This is a genomic window from Dongia sp. (assembly GCF_041905885.1).
Taxonomy (GTDB): Bacteria; Pseudomonadota; Alphaproteobacteria; order Dongiales; family Dongiaceae; genus Dongia.
The window spans coordinates 47,484-63,182 of the sequence record NZ_JAYRKD010000002.1 but is presented as its reverse complement, the minus strand read 5'-3'; the positions used below and the strand labels follow the sequence as shown (position 1 = coordinate 63,182).

The 15,699-nt window shown below is 62.1% G+C and carries 17 protein-coding genes; 4 read left to right on the top strand and 13 right to left on the bottom strand.

Going from position 1 to position 15,699, the window contains the following annotated elements:
* Positions 1 to 16 precede the first annotated feature (16 nt).
* Positions 17 to 436 (top strand): RidA family protein, encoded by a 420-nt coding sequence (locus ACH2CY_RS02110; protein WP_395015399.1) that lies wholly within the window; start codon positions 17 to 19, stop codon positions 434 to 436.
* Here ACH2CY_RS02110 and ACH2CY_RS02105 read toward each other — a convergent pair.
* Genes ACH2CY_RS02105 through ACH2CY_RS02060 form a run of 10 tightly spaced genes read right to left on the bottom strand, consistent with a single transcriptional unit; the run spans position 409 to position 10,225 of the window.
* The gene (locus tag ACH2CY_RS02105; protein WP_395015398.1) at positions 409 to 1,377 is read right to left on the bottom strand and encodes an oligopeptide/dipeptide ABC transporter ATP-binding protein; all 969 of its coding nucleotides are present in this window, start codon (positions 1,375 to 1,377) and stop codon (positions 409 to 411) included. The two genes, ACH2CY_RS02110 and ACH2CY_RS02105, sit on opposite strands and share 28 nt — an antisense overlap.
* Positions 1,374 to 2,417, bottom strand: a complete 1,044-nt coding sequence (locus ACH2CY_RS02100) for an ABC transporter ATP-binding protein (protein ID WP_395015395.1) — start codon at positions 2,415 to 2,417, stop codon at positions 1,374 to 1,376. The genes ACH2CY_RS02105 and ACH2CY_RS02100 overlap by 4 nt, the downstream gene beginning before the upstream one ends.
* On the bottom strand, positions 2,414 to 3,313 hold the full coding sequence (locus ACH2CY_RS02095; RefSeq protein WP_395015392.1) for an ABC transporter permease: 900 nt from the start codon (positions 3,311 to 3,313) through the stop codon (positions 2,414 to 2,416). The genes ACH2CY_RS02100 and ACH2CY_RS02095 overlap by 4 nt, the downstream gene beginning before the upstream one ends.
* Positions 3,313 to 4,254, bottom strand: a complete 942-nt coding sequence (locus tag ACH2CY_RS02090) for an ABC transporter permease (protein WP_395015390.1) — start codon at positions 4,252 to 4,254, stop codon at positions 3,313 to 3,315. Before ACH2CY_RS02090 ends, ACH2CY_RS02095 begins: the two co-directional genes overlap by 1 nt.
* Positions 4,251 to 5,831, bottom strand: a complete 1,581-nt coding sequence (locus tag ACH2CY_RS02085) for an ABC transporter substrate-binding protein (protein WP_395015389.1) — start codon at positions 5,829 to 5,831, stop codon at positions 4,251 to 4,253. Before ACH2CY_RS02085 ends, ACH2CY_RS02090 begins: the two co-directional genes overlap by 4 nt.
* Positions 5,832 to 5,885: 54 nt before the next feature.
* A complete protein-coding gene (locus ACH2CY_RS02080; RefSeq protein WP_395015387.1) occupies positions 5,886 to 6,080 on the bottom strand; it encodes a hypothetical protein in 195 nt (64 codons plus the stop codon).
* Between the two features lie 9 nt (positions 6,081 to 6,089).
* Positions 6,090 to 7,382, bottom strand: a complete 1,293-nt coding sequence (locus tag ACH2CY_RS02075; protein WP_395015386.1) for an amidase — start codon at positions 7,380 to 7,382, stop codon at positions 6,090 to 6,092.
* Positions 7,375 to 8,505 carry an NAD(P)/FAD-dependent oxidoreductase gene (locus tag ACH2CY_RS02070; protein WP_395015384.1) on the bottom strand — a complete coding sequence of 377 codons (1,131 nt, stop codon included), beginning with the start codon at positions 8,503 to 8,505 and terminating at the stop codon, positions 7,375 to 7,377. Before ACH2CY_RS02070 ends, ACH2CY_RS02075 begins: the two co-directional genes overlap by 8 nt.
* Entirely contained in the window at positions 8,502 to 9,896 is a 1,395-nt protein-coding gene (locus tag ACH2CY_RS02065) for an NAD(P)/FAD-dependent oxidoreductase (RefSeq protein WP_395015382.1), read from the bottom strand. The genes ACH2CY_RS02070 and ACH2CY_RS02065 overlap by 4 nt, the downstream gene beginning before the upstream one ends.
* Positions 9,893 to 10,225: a (2Fe-2S)-binding protein gene (locus ACH2CY_RS02060; protein ID WP_395015380.1), complete on the bottom strand. Its 333-nt coding sequence runs from the start codon at positions 10,223 to 10,225 to the stop codon at positions 9,893 to 9,895. The genes ACH2CY_RS02065 and ACH2CY_RS02060 overlap by 4 nt, the downstream gene beginning before the upstream one ends.
* Positions 10,226 to 10,333: 108 nt before the next feature.
* Between ACH2CY_RS02060 and ACH2CY_RS02055 the strand changes: the two genes are divergently transcribed.
* Entirely contained in the window at positions 10,334 to 11,254 is a 921-nt protein-coding gene (locus ACH2CY_RS02055; RefSeq protein ID WP_395015378.1) for a LysR substrate-binding domain-containing protein, read from the top strand.
* A gap of 126 nt (positions 11,255 to 11,380) precedes the next feature.
* Here the strand turns inward: ACH2CY_RS02055 and ACH2CY_RS02050 are convergent, their stop codons facing one another.
* Genes ACH2CY_RS02050 through ACH2CY_RS02040 form a run of 3 tightly spaced genes read right to left on the bottom strand, consistent with a single transcriptional unit; the run spans position 11,381 to position 13,130 of the window.
* Positions 11,381 to 12,028, bottom strand: a complete 648-nt coding sequence (locus ACH2CY_RS02050) for a transglutaminase-like cysteine peptidase (RefSeq protein WP_395015376.1) — start codon at positions 12,026 to 12,028, stop codon at positions 11,381 to 11,383.
* Positions 12,029 to 12,081: 53 nt separating this feature from the next.
* Positions 12,082 to 12,735 (bottom strand): DsbA family protein, encoded by a 654-nt coding sequence (locus tag ACH2CY_RS02045; RefSeq protein ID WP_395015375.1) that lies wholly within the window; start codon positions 12,733 to 12,735, stop codon positions 12,082 to 12,084.
* Positions 12,732 to 13,130 (bottom strand): disulfide bond formation protein B, encoded by a 399-nt coding sequence (locus ACH2CY_RS02040; protein WP_395015374.1) that lies wholly within the window; start codon positions 13,128 to 13,130, stop codon positions 12,732 to 12,734. The genes ACH2CY_RS02045 and ACH2CY_RS02040 overlap by 4 nt, the downstream gene beginning before the upstream one ends.
* A gap of 219 nt (positions 13,131 to 13,349) precedes the next feature.
* Here ACH2CY_RS02040 and ACH2CY_RS02035 point away from each other — a divergent pair, with 219 nt between their 5' ends.
* A complete protein-coding gene (locus ACH2CY_RS02035; RefSeq protein ID WP_395015373.1) occupies positions 13,350 to 15,026 on the top strand; it encodes a methyl-accepting chemotaxis protein in 1,677 nt (558 codons plus the stop codon).
* A gap of 134 nt (positions 15,027 to 15,160) precedes the next feature.
* On the top strand, positions 15,161 to 15,673 hold the full coding sequence (gene lspA, locus ACH2CY_RS02030; RefSeq protein WP_395015372.1) for a signal peptidase II: 513 nt from the start codon (positions 15,161 to 15,163) through the stop codon (positions 15,671 to 15,673).
* Positions 15,674 to 15,699 lie beyond the last annotated feature (26 nt).

The window sequence follows — 15,699 nt, the reverse complement described above, 5'->3', positions numbered from 1 at the left end:
GTCGCGGTGTGGTTATTTGACCGCGCGGGCCGGCTTCCACGAAAAGGATCTGACGAGCATTGCAATACTGGCGGAGATGGACGTGAAGATCGAGCGTATCGGGAAAACAGAGCGTTTGAGCCGTGTCGTCGTGCATGAAAAGGTGGCGTACTTCTCCGGCTTGACGGCGGACGACCGGAAGCAGGATGTCGTCGGCCAAACCCGGCAGATTCTCGAGAAGGCGGATACGTTTCTGGAATCGATCGGCTCAAATCGCGCCGCGGTGCTCAGCGCGACGATCTGGCTGCGCGATATCGCTGATTTCGACCGCATGAACACCGCCTGGATCGAGTGGATCGACCGCAACGAGCCTCCGGCGCGGGCGACCGTGCAGGCGGTGCTGGGCCTCCCCGATATCCAGGTCGAGATTCAGTTCACCGCCGCGGTCCCGTCGTAAAGATTGCATCGGACCGAGCGGCCTTCACGGACAAGCGCTGCCGGCTCCGTCGCGGCGCATCGGTCGAATGCGTCCGGACAGCGGGTGCGGAAGCTGCACCCGCTGGGCGGCGCGAAGGGACTGGGCAGATCGCCTTTTAAGACCGCCTGCTCGCGATGCCGCTCGATCTCCGGGTCGATGCCCAGAATCGCCGCGGTCAGCGCCCGGCTGTAGGGGTGGAGTGGCTGCGCATAAAGCGCATCGCTCGGACCGCTCTCGACGATGCGACCCAGATACATGACATTGACCCGAGCGCTGGCCTGGCGAACCAAAGCGAGGTCGTGCGCAATCAAGACGATCGCGACGCCCAGTTCGTCGCGCAGGTTGAGAAACACGTTCATCACCTGCGCTCTCAGCGAAGTGTCGAGCGAGCTCACCGGTTCATCGCAGATGAGCAGTTTCGGGTCAGCCAAGAGCGCCCGCGCGATACACACGCGCTGACGCTGCCCGCCCGAGAGCTCGCGCGGACGCCGCGTCAGGATCCCTGAAGTGAGATTGGTCGCCGCAAGGATTTCCCCGATCCGTGCCGCGCGGGCGCGCATATTGCGCTCGCCGCGGATGATGAGCGCCTCGTGGAGCGCGGAGCCGATGGTCTGCCGGGGCTCGAGCGCCGCCAGGGAATCCTGGAAGATGTACTGGACCTTTCGTCGCGCCTGGCGCCGTGCCGCGGCGGAGAGGGTCAGAATATCCATGCCGTCGAAGACGATCGAACCCGATCGCGGGTGCTCGAGGCCGACGATGGCGCGGCCCAGAGTGGACTTGCCGCAACCGGACTCGCCGACTAGGCCGACGATCTCGCCTTCCTCGATGTCGAGCGAGACCTGGTTGCAGGCACGGTTGATACGACCTGTAGCGGTATCCTGGAACTCGACCACCAAGTCCGACACCTTGAGCAGAGTCATCGCGTCAGCCTTTCGCCAGCCTGCGGTGTCGACACCCAGCAAGCAGCGAGATGGCCGCCGCCCTCGTTCGGAGTCAGCACCGGTGTCGCCAGCCCGCATTCAGCCTGCACCAGAGGACAGCGCGGGGCGAAGGCGCAGCCGACCACGGGATTGCTGAGATCGGGCGGCGAGCCCGAAAGGCCGTTGAATCGGCTGCCGACGGGCGCATCGGGTGTCGGCACGGCCGCAAGCAAGGCGCGCGTATAGGGATGCCGTGGCCGTTTCAGGATCTCTTGCGCCGTGCCTAGCTCGACGATCGCGCCGGCATACATCACCGCGACGCGGTCGGCGACGCGCGCCACAACACCGACGTCGTGGGTGATGAGGACCATGGCCATGCCCAGCTGCTTCTGCAATCGCATGAGCAGCTCGAGTATCTGGCTCTGGATCGTCACATCGAGTGCGGTGGTCGGCTCGTCGGCGATCAGGAGTTCCGGCTCAGCGGCGATCGCGATAGCGATCATCACCCGCTGCCGCATGCCGCCGGACATCTCGTGCGGGTACATGCGCAACCGGCGCTCCGGTTCGGGAATGCCGACCATGCGGAGGAACTCGATTGCCCGTGCGTGGGATGCTTTGGCATCGAGGCCTAGCCGTAGGTGAAACACTTCCTCGATCTGAGGCCCTATTCGGCGATTTGGGTTGAGGGCGCTGAGTGGATCCTGAAACACCACACCGACCTTTCGGCCCCGAACCTGCATCAGCCGGTCTTCGGTTGCCTGCGTCAGATCTTCGCCCGAGAGCTTGACCGAGCCGCTCACCACCGCCCGGACGCCGCCGGGCATTAACCCGAGGGGTGCGAGATTCATGACGGTCTTGCCGCTGCCGCTTTCGCCGACGATGGCCAAGGTCTCGCCGCGATGCACCGTATAGCCGACGTCGGTCACCGCGCGAACCGTGGCGGTCTCCGTGAACAGCAAGACCGAAAGGCCTTTGACGCTGAGGATAGGATTCCCAGCGCCGGCCACGGCGGATGTGGCATGATGGCGTTGCACGGTCACGGCATCGTCCGCGAAACAAGCAGCTTTTGCGCGGTTGCAAGCCGATTCCGCAAGGTCCGGCCGGAAATGGCGCGCGGCGCGTCCAGTGCCGCAAGGCGTTCGCCGAGGTAGTTGAACCCGGCGACCGTGAGCGTCAGCGCCAATCCGGGCAGCACGATCTGCCGTGGGCTGACGTCGAGATATGGCATCGCATCCACAAACATCTCTCCCCATTCGGACATCGGCGGCTGTATTCCCAAGCCCAGGAAGCTCAGGGTCGCAATGGCGAGCGCCAGCACACCGGCGTCAACCGAGGCATAGACGAGAATGGAGCGCAGCGCGGTGGGCACGAGATGCAAGGCGATCAGCCTTGTCCGCGAAGCGCCGAGCACCCAGAGGCTCTCAATATGAGGCTGGTGGACCGTGGCCACGACTACTCCCCGCGTGATGCGAGCATAGCTCGGTATCCAGGCGATGGTCAGAGCGGCGACCATGTTCCAATAGCCGAGCCCGAAGATTCCGATCATGGCCAGCGCGACGATAAGGGAAGGAACGCTCAGCATGAAATCCACGGCACGCATCACGATCTCGTCGATCCAGCCGCCGACATAGCCCGAGATCGTTCCGATCACGACCCCGATCAACATCGCAAGGAGAACCACAACCACAACCGCGACCAGTGTCGTCTGTGATCCCGCGATCAGGCGGCTGAGAGTATCTCGGCCGAGATGATCCGTGCCCAGCAGGTGCGCAGCGGAGAACGTCTGATTCGCCGACATCAGATCCTGGGCAGTCGGGCTATACGGCGTCAGATACTGCGCGAACAGCGCCAGAACCAGATCTACAGCCACGACCAGGATCGCCGCCCATCCCAGGCGACGTGCAAACGAGAGCGTCGTTGCCAGCCAGGTTGGCATCAGGCGAGCCTCTTCCGTGTTTGCTTGGGGTCGAGCGCCATTGAGATCAGATCAACCGACAGATTGACCAGGATGAAGAAAACGCAGAACACCAATAGGCACGACTGCAGCACCTGATAGTCGCGAAAACGAACGGCCTCCACGAAGTAGGCGGCAATGCCCTGCCAGGCGAAGATGGGTTCAATCACCAACGCCGCCTGGACCATGAAGGCGAAGTGCATGGCGAAGGCATTGATGGTCACCGGTAGGGCGTTCGGAAGGGCATCGTGGACGAGAATCCTCCGTCGCGCCAAACCCTTGCTGATTGCCGTTACCACATACTGCCGGCTCATTTCCTCCCCGAGCGCAACGCGCGCGACGCGGCTCAAGATCGAGCCCGGAATGATGCCAATTGATATGCAGGGCAGGATCCAGGAGGCCGGCCCGGCGAATCCATAAGTCGGCAACAGACGGGCGGCGACTCCAAACCCGTAGATCAGCAGTGCCGCAATGAAAAACTTCGGCGCGGAAGCCCCAATCAGTGACAGTACATGAATAAGCCGGTCGACGAACGAGCCGGGAAAGAGTGCACCCAAGAACGCCAGTCCCATGCCCATTACGAGCGTGAACGTCCCACCTCCAAGGATGAGGATGACAGTCGGCGGGGCGCGCTTGACCAAGTCCTTCGCCACCGGTTCACCCGTCCGTAGCGACTCCCCGAGATCGCCGCGTACCGCCCGTCCCGCCCAGCGCAGGTAACGTAGCGGCACCGGATCCTTGAGGCCGTATTGCACCTCGATCTGTTTTACGATCTCGTCCGAAACGGTCGCCGATCGCATCTCGGCGATAACTCGAGCAACATTACCGGGGAACACGGCGACAATCGAGAAGCACGCGACCGACGCCACGATCACCAAGACCAGCGCGCTCAAGAGGCGGCGAAAGACGACCTGGGACATCATGAGGTGAGAACGACTCCCTTATCGGGCATCTCATACTCCGTCGTCGGAAACACGAACTTGGTGACGCGGTCGGTGTGTGCCCAGATCCGCTTGGCGTGGTAGATGGGACAGATGGCGTGATTGTCCCTGAGCCAGTCGAGCACGGCCTGATATGCGGCATCCCGCCCGTTTTCATCGGCCCCCAAGGCCTTGAGAAGCAGTGGGTCGAGACGCTCGGCGTCCACGAACATCTTGCCGTCTGTGCCCGAGGTAAACGTGCTCAGGAAGAAGATCGTGATCGATCCGTGCGGGTCGTAAGGCGCGCCGTTGGTGATGAACAACGACATGTCGTATTTCATGTTCGGGATGTCGTCGTGCCGGGTTACGTGATCGACCTGGCGGATGGTGACGCCGAAGCCGGCCTCGTTGAGTTGGCTCTGGATCACTTCCGAGAGAGAGCGCGATCCGGGGACCGCGTCTTCTGAAATCACCAGCTCAAGGGCCAGCGGAACGCCGTCTTTCTGCCGCGTCGCGTCTCCGGTCCAGCCGGCCGCCTCGAGTTTCTGCTTGGCGGCTTCGACATCGCGGTTGGGAACCGGCTCGCGCCGTCCGGCATAGGGCACGCTGGGCGGAAAGAGGTTGGCCGTCGGATCGGCGTACCCGGCCATCACGACCTTGGCGATCGCCGCCCGGTCCAGGCAGAGGCTGATCGCCTCACGCACGGCCGGATCCTTGGTGATCGCGCGGTTCGGATTGAAGCCCAGCACAATCGTGTCGGTGCCCGTGTCGGTGACGACCGTGACGCCGGTAACTGTCTTCAACGTCTCGGCCTCCTGCGGCGAGATCTTCGCCGCGAAACTGCCGCCCATCATGTCGAGCTCGCCAGCGCGCATGGCCGCAACCCGGCTGCGGCCCTCCGGTATCACCGGAATGGACAGACGATCATGGCCCGGCTTGTCGCCCCAGTACTTGTCATTGCGAACAAACTCCGTGCCATTGGCGCTGCTGCTGACGACGACCCAGCGTCCGGTACCGACCGGCTTGACGTAGTTGCCGTCGGCATCTGCCGAGGCCGGGCTCAGGAAGCGCATCGGATTGATCGTGCTGAGCTCAATCAAGGCAGCGGATGCCGGTGCTTTGAGCTTGATGTCTATTTTATCGTCATCAATCTTCCGCATCGCCTCGAAATTTGCTGACACGCTCAACCAACTGTGGTCGCTCTGCCCGATCCAGTGCTTGAGGTTCCAGAGCGCGGCATCGGCATTGAACGGCGCACCGTCGCTAAACGTGACCCCCTTGCGCAGATTGAAGACATAGTCGAGCCCGTCATTGCTGACGGTCCAGGATTCCGCGAGCGCCGGGACGATCTTGCCGCCCGGGCCATAGCTGACCAGCGGATCGTAGATCAGCGAGGAAACAACCCATAGGCCGCTGTACTTCCACGGATTGAGGTCGTTCGCCTCGCGGGCGGTTGGAACTCGTAGAGTTCCCGAGCCGGACGCCTGCCCGACACTGGATGTGGTTCCGATAATCGCCGGAGCAATAGTCCCAGCGGCGAGCGCATGCAGGAAGAAGTCGCGTCTATTGAAAGCAGGCATCTCAAAATCCCCTTTCAGCTATGACCAGACCAAGTCTTATGACTTGTCCAGGAATTAGGCCTTCGTCCCCTCGAAGCTAGTATGACGAATGGAGTGATCGCTGATCCAATACTGAACGCGTGGCACATTGGACGATTCGGTTATGAAGTCCGCGCCAGGTAAAACCATCCTCTGCTTCGCACGCACCGGCGCGGTCATCGCAATTGCCGCTTCCGGCAGCGACAGGGGAATCAGAACAAACTTGTTCATCCCAATTCCCTACCCCTCAGCTGCAACGCGCTGTCTTTCAAATTCATCACTCAGCGCTGTGGCCAGATCGATCAGAAAGCCGTCAGCGCCATGCCGAGCGGAAACTTGCACTGATGCGGGAAGTGCGCCGGGTCGGTTGACTGGAACGGCGACCGCGGGGATGCCGATCGTGTTCGCCCACATGCGGAACTCGGCACCCGCCGCGCCATAGGGAACCCATCGGTCCCCGACCTTAGTGTGTTCGTCGGAGAGCCGCGGAGCCAAGCCCGGGCTCGCCGGTGACAGCATCGCATCGACCGTCGACAACTGCTCGTGCCATTTCCGGCGATGGTCTTCGACGGTGGCGATCGCATCTTCGTATTCCACGGCAGAGACTTCCGCGGCCGTCGTAAGGAACGCCTGAACGTCTTTTCCGACTCTGTCGCCTCTTGAAGCGACGACTGGGCGGTAGTGTTGGGAGAACTCCCGGCGGAGGATGACACGGCCTGCTTGTGCGAGAACTGCCGCATCACTGAATTCGATTTCGACGATCCGGCCGCCGGCGGTCCTTATAGCGTCGATGGCTCTCTGTAGTGCCGCCTGCACCGCTGGATCGACCGGTCCATGCAGAGCGACCGGCCGGGCGAAGACCCTGCCGGTGAGCGTCGGCTCTTCGGTTGAATGCTTCAGTCCAGCCAATGCCGCGAATGTCCTGGCAAGAACGGAACCGTTCCGGGCAAGAAGTCCCACCGTATCCAGGCTCGTTGCCAAGGGCGAGATGCCGTCTAAAGAGAGGCTGCCGTTGGTCGGTTTGAAGCCGAAAAGACCGGTTGCCGCCGCTGTCGATCGATTTGATCCCCCGCTGTCAGTGCCGAGTGCGAAATCACAGAGTTCCCCAGCAACAGCGGCGACCGATCCACTGCTCGTGCCCCCGGTTCCATGCTCGGCGGAGAGCGGATTGATGACCTGGCCGAACCAGGGATTGCGGGCTCCCCCCACCGCCAACTCATGCATGTTGGCTTTGCCGATGACAACCGCGCCGGCCGCCTCCAGCGCACTGACGCAGTGTGCGTCTTCGGTTGCGGAAGTGTCGTCAAACAGCCTCGAGCCACAGGTAGTCGGCAACCCTGCGACGTCGATCAGGTCCTTGGCGACAAATGTCAAGCCGAGCAGCGGTAGCGCCGTCCTAGACTCATCAATCGATGCGGCCCGAGATCGAGGCACCTCTGGCTCGAGATGGGTGATCGCGCGAATTCGGCCATTGTCCCGCGCGATGGCCGCGAGGGACGTTTCCACCGCGCGTGCTGCGATTCCATCAACCAACGGCGTACTCCCGCCGCTCAGCCTCGGAGAATCGGTTGAGGCCGAAGGGTGCTGCTTCCTTGGGAATCGATCCGGCGGAGATCCAGCCCGCCACGCGGTCGGCGTGGATCGCCGCGAGCGACACGCCACTGTGGCAGGTCACGAGAAACGCACCCGGCGCGATCTCATCATAGATCGGGGCATTGTCCGGGGCCAGGATCCGCAGCGCGGACCAGCTGCGGACCAGCCGGACCCTCTCGAGGAACGGAAAATACCGCACGACCAGTGCGGCGATGTCGCGTGTCACGTCGAAGGTTGTCGACGTGTCGTATCCGACATCCTCCCAGCTTCCGCCGAGCAAAAACGTGCCATCCTGCGTCTGGCGCACATTCTCGCTCGGCACGCTCAGGATCTTTTCATAGCGCTCCGTCACCAGGATCTGCCCGCGCATGGGCTTGATAGGCAGGGTGACGCCGAGGCATTTCGCCAACTGAATATTGCCGAGCCCCGCCGCCAGCACCACGCTTTGGCACTCGACCGTCGATTCCGCCGTGGTGATGCGGTAGCCGCCCCCGACCGGCTCGATCAGTTCGACCCGCGCGCCGCGGCGCAGACTCCCTTCATTCTCCACCAGCGCCGCGTGAAAGGCCCGCAGCAACTTCAGAGGATTCGCATGACCATCCTCGTCGGTATAGGTCGCCCCGGCGAAATTCTCGGAGACGCCCGGCATGAACCGGGCAATCTGGGCCGGCCGCATCACCTCGAATTGCAGGCCGCTGCGCTTGTAGAGGCGTTCCATAATCTCGGCACGCGCCTGCAAAGCGACCTCATCGGCGCAGAAAACGAAGCCTCCTCTCTGCTCCAGCTCGAGATCGACACCGGTCGCCGCGGTCAACTCCTTGGCGAAATCGCCCCACATGGCCGCGCCCTCGCGGGCCCAGGGCGAGTAGTCTTCGAGTTTATCGCCCTTCCCTTGAGCCCAGACCAAGCCGAAATTTCCGCGGCTTGCCCGGAAGGCCGCGTCGCCCTCGTCGAACAGAGCGACTTGCCGGCCCTTGCGCATCAACCCATAAGCCACCGCTGCGCCGACCAGCCCACCACCAATGACCGCGAACTCGACCCCGGAGCGCGATCTCACACTCATGCCACAGTCTCCAACTCAACTTGAGCCGCGCCGACCTTCCCGAGCGGCAGCGGTTTCAACGGCGGCCGGATGTCATGGCGGCCGACCGCCTGGACACTGCAGCCAATTTCCTTAGCCATGATTTCAGCAACGGCCATCGCGCAGCTTCTGCCCTGGCAGGGGCCCATGCCGCTCCGCGTGAACGACTTCAGCTGATCTGGCCCGGTGGCGCCCTGCGCCACGGCCGAGCGAATCTCCCCCGCGGTCACGTTCTCGCAGCGGCAGATCACCGCATCAGCTGCAGCCTGTTCCGCGCGCGAGATCAAGGGCGGAAACCGCTGTTCCAGGAAGGGGCGGAAGGCGCGCTGCCGCTTCAGCTTCAGCAGCGGTTCCCGCGCGCGCCGATCGCGCTCTTGCGCGTCAATGCGCCCAAGCTGCCTGCCGATCTCCAGCGCGGCGATTTCGCCCGCCAGCTCGGCGGCCTGCGCCCCCCAGATTCCGGTGCAGTCGCCCGCGGCGAAGATGCCGGGCAGCGATGTTTCCCCCCATTGGTCGGTGACCGGGCTGAAACAATGCTGTGCGGCGTTCCAACTTTCCCGGCAACCCAGCTGCCGTGTCACGTGGTCATTGGGAATGATGCCGTCGTGCAGCAGAGCCAGTTCGGTGTGGATGGACTGGTTGTGGCCGTTTGCGTCGGTGAACGCGACCTGCTCGACCCGCTCCCGTCCCAAGAGCGAAACTCCGGTCGCATGGCGATGCCAGGGAACGCGGGCGCGCTTAATGGCCCGCTGAAGCGCGAGTCCCTTCCGGAGCAGGTCCGGCGCATTCAAGGCCGCTGGCAACCCTTGCAGCGCCGCCGCGAAGCCCACGCGGGGCGTGGTCTCAACCAGGGCAGAGGGAACAACGCCGAAGTCGAGCAACTGCTTGGCCAGCAGCAGCAAGAGCGGGCCGCTTCCGACCAGGACGCACCGACCGCTTGGAACGGAACTGGCGGTCTTAAGCATCAGCTGCGCGGCGCCGGCATACATCACGCCCGGGAGGATCGCGCCGGGGATCGGGATCGGCCGTTCCATCGCGCCGGTGGCAACCAACAGCCTTTTCGGTCCAATCGACCGAACCGGTCCTTCCTCGCCCAGCGCAAAGGCGCGGCCGTCGCGCTCGATCCGCCAGGCCAGAGTGGCTTTGCTGAGCTTGGCGGCGCCGGCCGCGGCGAGCAGCGACCGACCCCGCGCATAGTCCGGCCCGAATGCTCCGTCGCCGTCGGTTCGCTCGCCGATCCCAGCGAAGAAGTTGCCGCCCAGCGCCGGCCGCTCATCGAGCAGCTCGACGGAAAGGTCGATGGCGCGCGCCGTGGCAGCGGCCGAAAGGCCCGCCGCGCCGCCGCCGACGATGAGAAGATCTGGCGCGGTCATGAGCGACCCGCTTCCGGGATTTGGCGCCGGATGCGCATGCCGTCCCGCACCCGCACCAGGCAACCCTGCTGGTTGGTCTGTCCGTCGATTTCCACCAGACATTCAAAACAGACGCCCATCATGCAGAGTGGCGCGCGCGGCAGGCCGGACGCCGCCGAGCGGCGATAGCGTTCGGGCGCGACGCTGCCGAGCAGGAGGCTGGCGACCGTCTCCCGCTCGCCCGCCATCACCGTCTCACCGTCGAGCTCCACCCGAACGACCCGGCGTTCATCGCGCAACGGTCGAAACAGAGGGCCTCGCGCGCTTGCATTCTTGTCTAGCTTGTTCATGAGACGAGCGTAGGCTATGCCTAATCAGGGCACCAATTCCATGATGGGGCAAGTCTCAGTCGAAAAGTTATAAAGTGGCGCCGCGGGGAACAGAGGGTGGGGACAGCGATGGATGAGGAGGACTTTAAGCCTCGAGAGATAGAAGTGTTCGCGGCTATCATGACACACGGCACGACGACCCGCGCCGCCGAAGCCCTGGAGCTCACCCAGCCCGCCGTCAGCAAGACCCTCGCCCGCTTCCAACAGAAAGCCGGGTTCGAGGTTTTCAAGAAGCATCGGCAGCGGCTCGTTCCCACGCAAGAAGCACACATGCTCTATGCCGAAGTGCAGCGGACCTATGAATCGGCCCGGCAAATCTCCCGGACGGCCAGGGACATTCGCAGCCTCCAGAACGGCCGGCTGAACATCTGCTCGCTACCAGCCATCGGCTTGACCGTCCTTCCCGGGATCGTCTCGGAATTTTCCGAAGCGCATCCGGATGTGCCCATCACCATCGACATCCGCAACTCGGCAACCGTCATCGAGCGGGCGAGCCGCGGTCAGATCGACATGGGAATTGCCGTGACCTCGACGATCGAAAATCCTGCGGTTACTCGGCGGTTACTTGCATTCACTAAAGCCGTTTGCGCCATTCCAAAGGGACATTCCCTGTTGGCCCTGGATGAGATCCGCCCGGCTGATATGGAGGGTATGGACTTCATCTCGTTCGGCAGCGCGGATCCGCTGCGGCTGCAGGTGGACCGCGTCTGCGAAGAAGCCGGTGTGAAGCGCAATATGCGCATCGAATGCACGCTGGCAGCGGCCTGCCTGCAGTTTGTCGCAGACGGTGCGGGAATCAGCGTTGTCGATAACATCTCCGCTTGGAAGATGCGCCACGCCGTTGAGTTTCGGCCTTTCACACCGCAGCTGCAGATCGAGTTAAGCTTGTATCGGCCCTGGGGGACTCCTCAGTCGGCGATATGCAATGCCTTCACTGAACATCTTGTCCGCCGCGTGAAGGAGATCTCAAAAAAGGCCGGCGCAGGTTGAGGTCGATTTTTACGGATTGGGAACGCTCGCTTTGCGCCAAAAGCAGCCGACTGACACGGCGGGATCGGGCGAATGGGCGATTTCAGGCAGCAGGCCCTGGCGAGATGCACTCTGAAGCGTGAACCGTCACTTCGACGGAAGATGATACCACCACTGGAATTCATTGAGCGACATGACCGGCTGGAACTCGAGCTTGATCAAGCTCGCATCCATTACCGAAGGGGTGCGGTTATCGAGCACCCACGCCTTATCGGCTTGATAGACCACCAAGACCGCATGCCCTATTCCACCCAGGCTGCGGATCCGCACCGTGAAAATGCGCATGTTCTCGGTCGGAATACCCACCTCGTTCAGCAGCATGTATTTGGAAATCGCGTAGTCCTCGCAGTCCCCGCTCTTCTTCAGAAATTCATAGCTGGTCGCCCAGAAATCGCTCTTCCCCCAGTTGGGTATGTCTTCAATGTAGGGATTCTTGTTCATCAGCGAGTTGGCGGTCTTGATCTGCGCCATCGGATCGCCCGCACCTTTCACCTTCGAAACCAGCGACGCCCAGTCCTTGGAGGTGCAAATTTTGGTCTCGCAGGGCGCGCCGTTCTTCCAGCGACCGAGCATTGCACGCCAGTCCGGCACCACACCTTTCTTGAAGTTCCAGTTGTTCGAGCCGATTTCCTTCGATCCGAACAGCGGCGGATAGGTCTTGGCATTGGCGGCGCCGCTGAAGACGAGCAACTGCAGGATGGCAATCAAGCAAATGAGGAAGCGACGGATCGGCATATAGCGTCTCAGTTTCCAGGCGGATGAACCCAAAAGGAGTTCGCGATTCAGCACTAATCGAGCACCATGACTTCATTCTTCACGAGTTCGGCGAGTTGATCCGGCCCGAATGAGGTGAGCCTCTTGCCGTTCACGAAGAAGGTCGGTGTTCCCTTGATCTGCATCGCCTGCACATCCGCGACATCCTGAGCGAGCACAAATTTCACTTCCTCCGAAGCGCCATCGCGTATGGCGCGGTCCAGGTCGAGACCCACGTCGCCGGCAATCCCCCAGGCGCGCGGTGCATTCGGCGCATTGTCAGCGCCCCATTCTTGCTGCCTGTCCAGCAAGGCCTCCAGGACCACCAGGAATTTGTCCTGCTTGCGCGCGGCTTCGAGGATCTTCACCGCTTCTTCCGAGCTGGGATGAAATGGTGTGTAGCGCAGAACTACTCGCACGTGCTCGGGGTTATCGGCCATGATGCGCTTCACGAACGGATAGAAGGCGCGGCAGGATTCGCAGGATGGATCGAAGAACTCAACGATCGTCACCCGAGCAGTCGTCGGCCCGAGAATGGGCGAATGCGGGCGAATGAGCGGGCTGTTCTCATTAGCTACCGGAAGGTTCGCAGGATCGTTCACCTGGCGCGAATAAATTACGGCACCGCCTGCGAACAAACAGGCCGCAGCCGCGGCCGCAGCGAGCACAATCATCTTTCGTCTGTTCATGAGTCGGACCTTCGCGTCGAGAGTGAAAGGAGGAGGGCAACGGCTGCGAAAGCGGCCGTCGAGAGATAGGGTAGCGGAATCCCGCCGAGGATTGTCATGCCTTCGCCCGTGCAGGATTGCCCCGCGGCGCAGGGCTTCAGAGCCTCAGCGACCAAGCCCGCATAGACAAGCGAGTGATAGCCGGCGATCAACCCGCCTATGACCGCCAGGGGAAGGCCGTATCGCCAGACCAGGCCGTCGCCCCGAAAAGTGCCTACCGCCAGGATGATCGCTAGGGGAAACATAAATGCGCGCTGATACCAGCAGAGGATGCAGGGCGTCTGGCCCATGATCTCGCCGACGAACAGGGCGCCGAGCGACGCCGCCAGGGCGACGAGCCATGCCAGGAATAGCATCCGCCATGAGTTCGTCACGGGCAGCTGGGACGCAACCATTTAACCCCGAGCTTGTAGAGCGCCAGCAAAGCTTACGACCTACAACGACTGGAGCTTCAAGCGCTTCTTGCTTGATGTCTGCTTATCCTTCCCAACCCGCGAGGGAACCTCCGTTAACGGAACATATACCTTGGGCTGCTACCCTCGCCGCAGAAGCGTTCGAACCGGGGTACAGGGATCATGAATTTTACCATTGCGCGAAAACTATTCTCTGGCTCTCTCGTAAATGTCGCAATCATGCTGGCGTTGTCAGGGGTCGCACTCTGGGCAGTCGAAGACCTGCGGAGCCTCCAGGAGGCTTCGGCGGAGACCTACGGCGACGTCATTGAGGCTACCAAGACTGCGGCGAGCAGTGCCGAGGCTTATCAAGTAATCGCCGACGCAGAAATCAACCGCGAGCTCGACGTCACCGCTAAGGACTGGGAAGCCGAGAAGGCTGTCATCGCCGAACAGCTTAAGGCAATGGAAGAAGACCCCGATATGTCCGATGAGGCGAAGGCCTCGGTCCAGAAAGCTCAGGAGGCATACAACCAGCTGGTCGAGTTGTTCGACAAGCAGATGATGCCGGCCCTTCAGCCGACCAAGGACGTGACCGACGAGATCCGAGAATTGGACGGCAAGATCGACGCCACCCTGACTGATATGGGTGCTGCCCTCAATTCGATTCGCGATTTGAAGACGAAGCACGCCGAGGAAGTGAATCAAGAGTTCGCCGACTCTGCGGCCTTCGCCAACACCCTCGTTTGGATCCTGGCCGCGCTTGCTACAGTGCTTGGCGTTGCCGTCGCGGTTCTTCTCGGGCGCGCCATCATCCGCCCGATCCGTGCGATGACGGCGGCTATGGGCAAGCTCGCTTCTGGCGACATGAGCGTCGCCATTCCCGGGACTGAACGCAGCGATGAAATCGGCGAGATGTCGAAAGCCGTCCTCGTGTTCAAGGACAACATGGTGGAAGCTGATCGTCTCCGGGCCGAACAAGAGGCTCAGAAGGAAATGGCGGCCAAGCAGCGCAAGTCAGAAATGACCCGTCTCGCCGATGACTTCGAGGGTGCCGTCGGTGTGATCGTGCATTCGGTCTCCAGCGCTGCCGAAGAGCTTCGCACCGCGGCTCAATCGATGGCGGCCACAGCACAGACCACCAATGAGCAATCGCGTGCGGTCGCGGCGGCTTCGACAGAAGCATCAGCAAGCGTTCAGACCGTGGCGGCCGCTGCCGAAGAGCTTTCAGCATCCGTGGATGAGATTGCCCGCCAAATCGGTCAATCGAATGACGTCACTGCAAAGGCCGTTGAGCAAGCTGCGACCACGACCAACGAGGTGTCCGCGCTCGCCAGCGCGACCCAGAGGATCGGTGACGTGGTGAAGCTGATCAGCGATATCGCCAGCCAGACGAATCTGCTGGCGCTGAACGCGACGATCGAAGCCGCGCGCGCCGGCGAAGCGGGCAAGGGATTTGCTGTCGTCGCCTCAGAGGTGAAGACGCTGGCCACACAGACCAGCAAGGCGACCGATGAGATCTCGACTCAGATCGCGTCTGTGCAGTCTGCGACGACCAGCTCGGTTACTTCGATCCGCGGCATCAGCGACACGATCCAGACGATGAGCAGCATCTCCGGCTCGATCGCTGCTGCCGTCGAAGAGCAGACTGCCGCCACGCGGGAGATCGCCCGTAACGTTCAGCAGGCCGCTCAGGGGACGAACGAAGTCAACGAAAACATCGGATCTGTGAGCGAAGCGGCGACCAAGACCGGTGCTGCGGCGAGCCAAGTATTGGGTGCGGCAGAACGGCTCTCCGACCAGTCGGACAAGCTGCGAACCGAATTGAACCGCTTCGTCGGTGTGGTCCGGGCCGCATAACCGCGTTTGCCACCCACCCAAGGGGATAGCCGATCGTCGCTCCGATAGGGGTTGATCCTATAGTCGCTACAGGTTGTAAGACCAGTGGCGCGCGGCGTCGCGCTGGTCCGCTGAAGAATCGACCCGGAGCAAGCTTGGCTAAAGCATCTCTCAAAAGGCACACAATGTGGGTTGCGGCCGCGTTCGTCGGCGCGCTCGGCATCGACATCGCTTCGAAGTGGGCGATCACAACAATCGTGATGCTCCCACCGCGCACGATCGAGATCGCGCCATTCTTCAACGTGATGCTCAGTTTCAATACCGGCGTCAGCTTCGGCCTGTTCCGGGACTTCTTCGAGGATCGCCCGTTGTTGCTGTCCGGCGTGAAGACGGCAATCGCAGCGGTCATCCTCCTCTGGGCTTTGCGCAGTGAAAGAAGAATTCAGGCCGCCGCGCTCGGCCTGATTGCCGGCGGTGCCGCCGGCAATATCGTGGATAGGGTCAGGAATGGCGCGGTCACGGACTTCCTCGACTTCCATTTGGGAGCTTGGCGCTGGCCGACGTTCAATATGGCCGATGTCGCGATCACCCTGGGCGCCATGCTGCTAATCACGCGATCGGTTGTTTCGACTGACAAGCAAGCATCGAGAAGCGCGACGCCATCGTGAACCGCTGCCGGTTTCGCATGACAAGA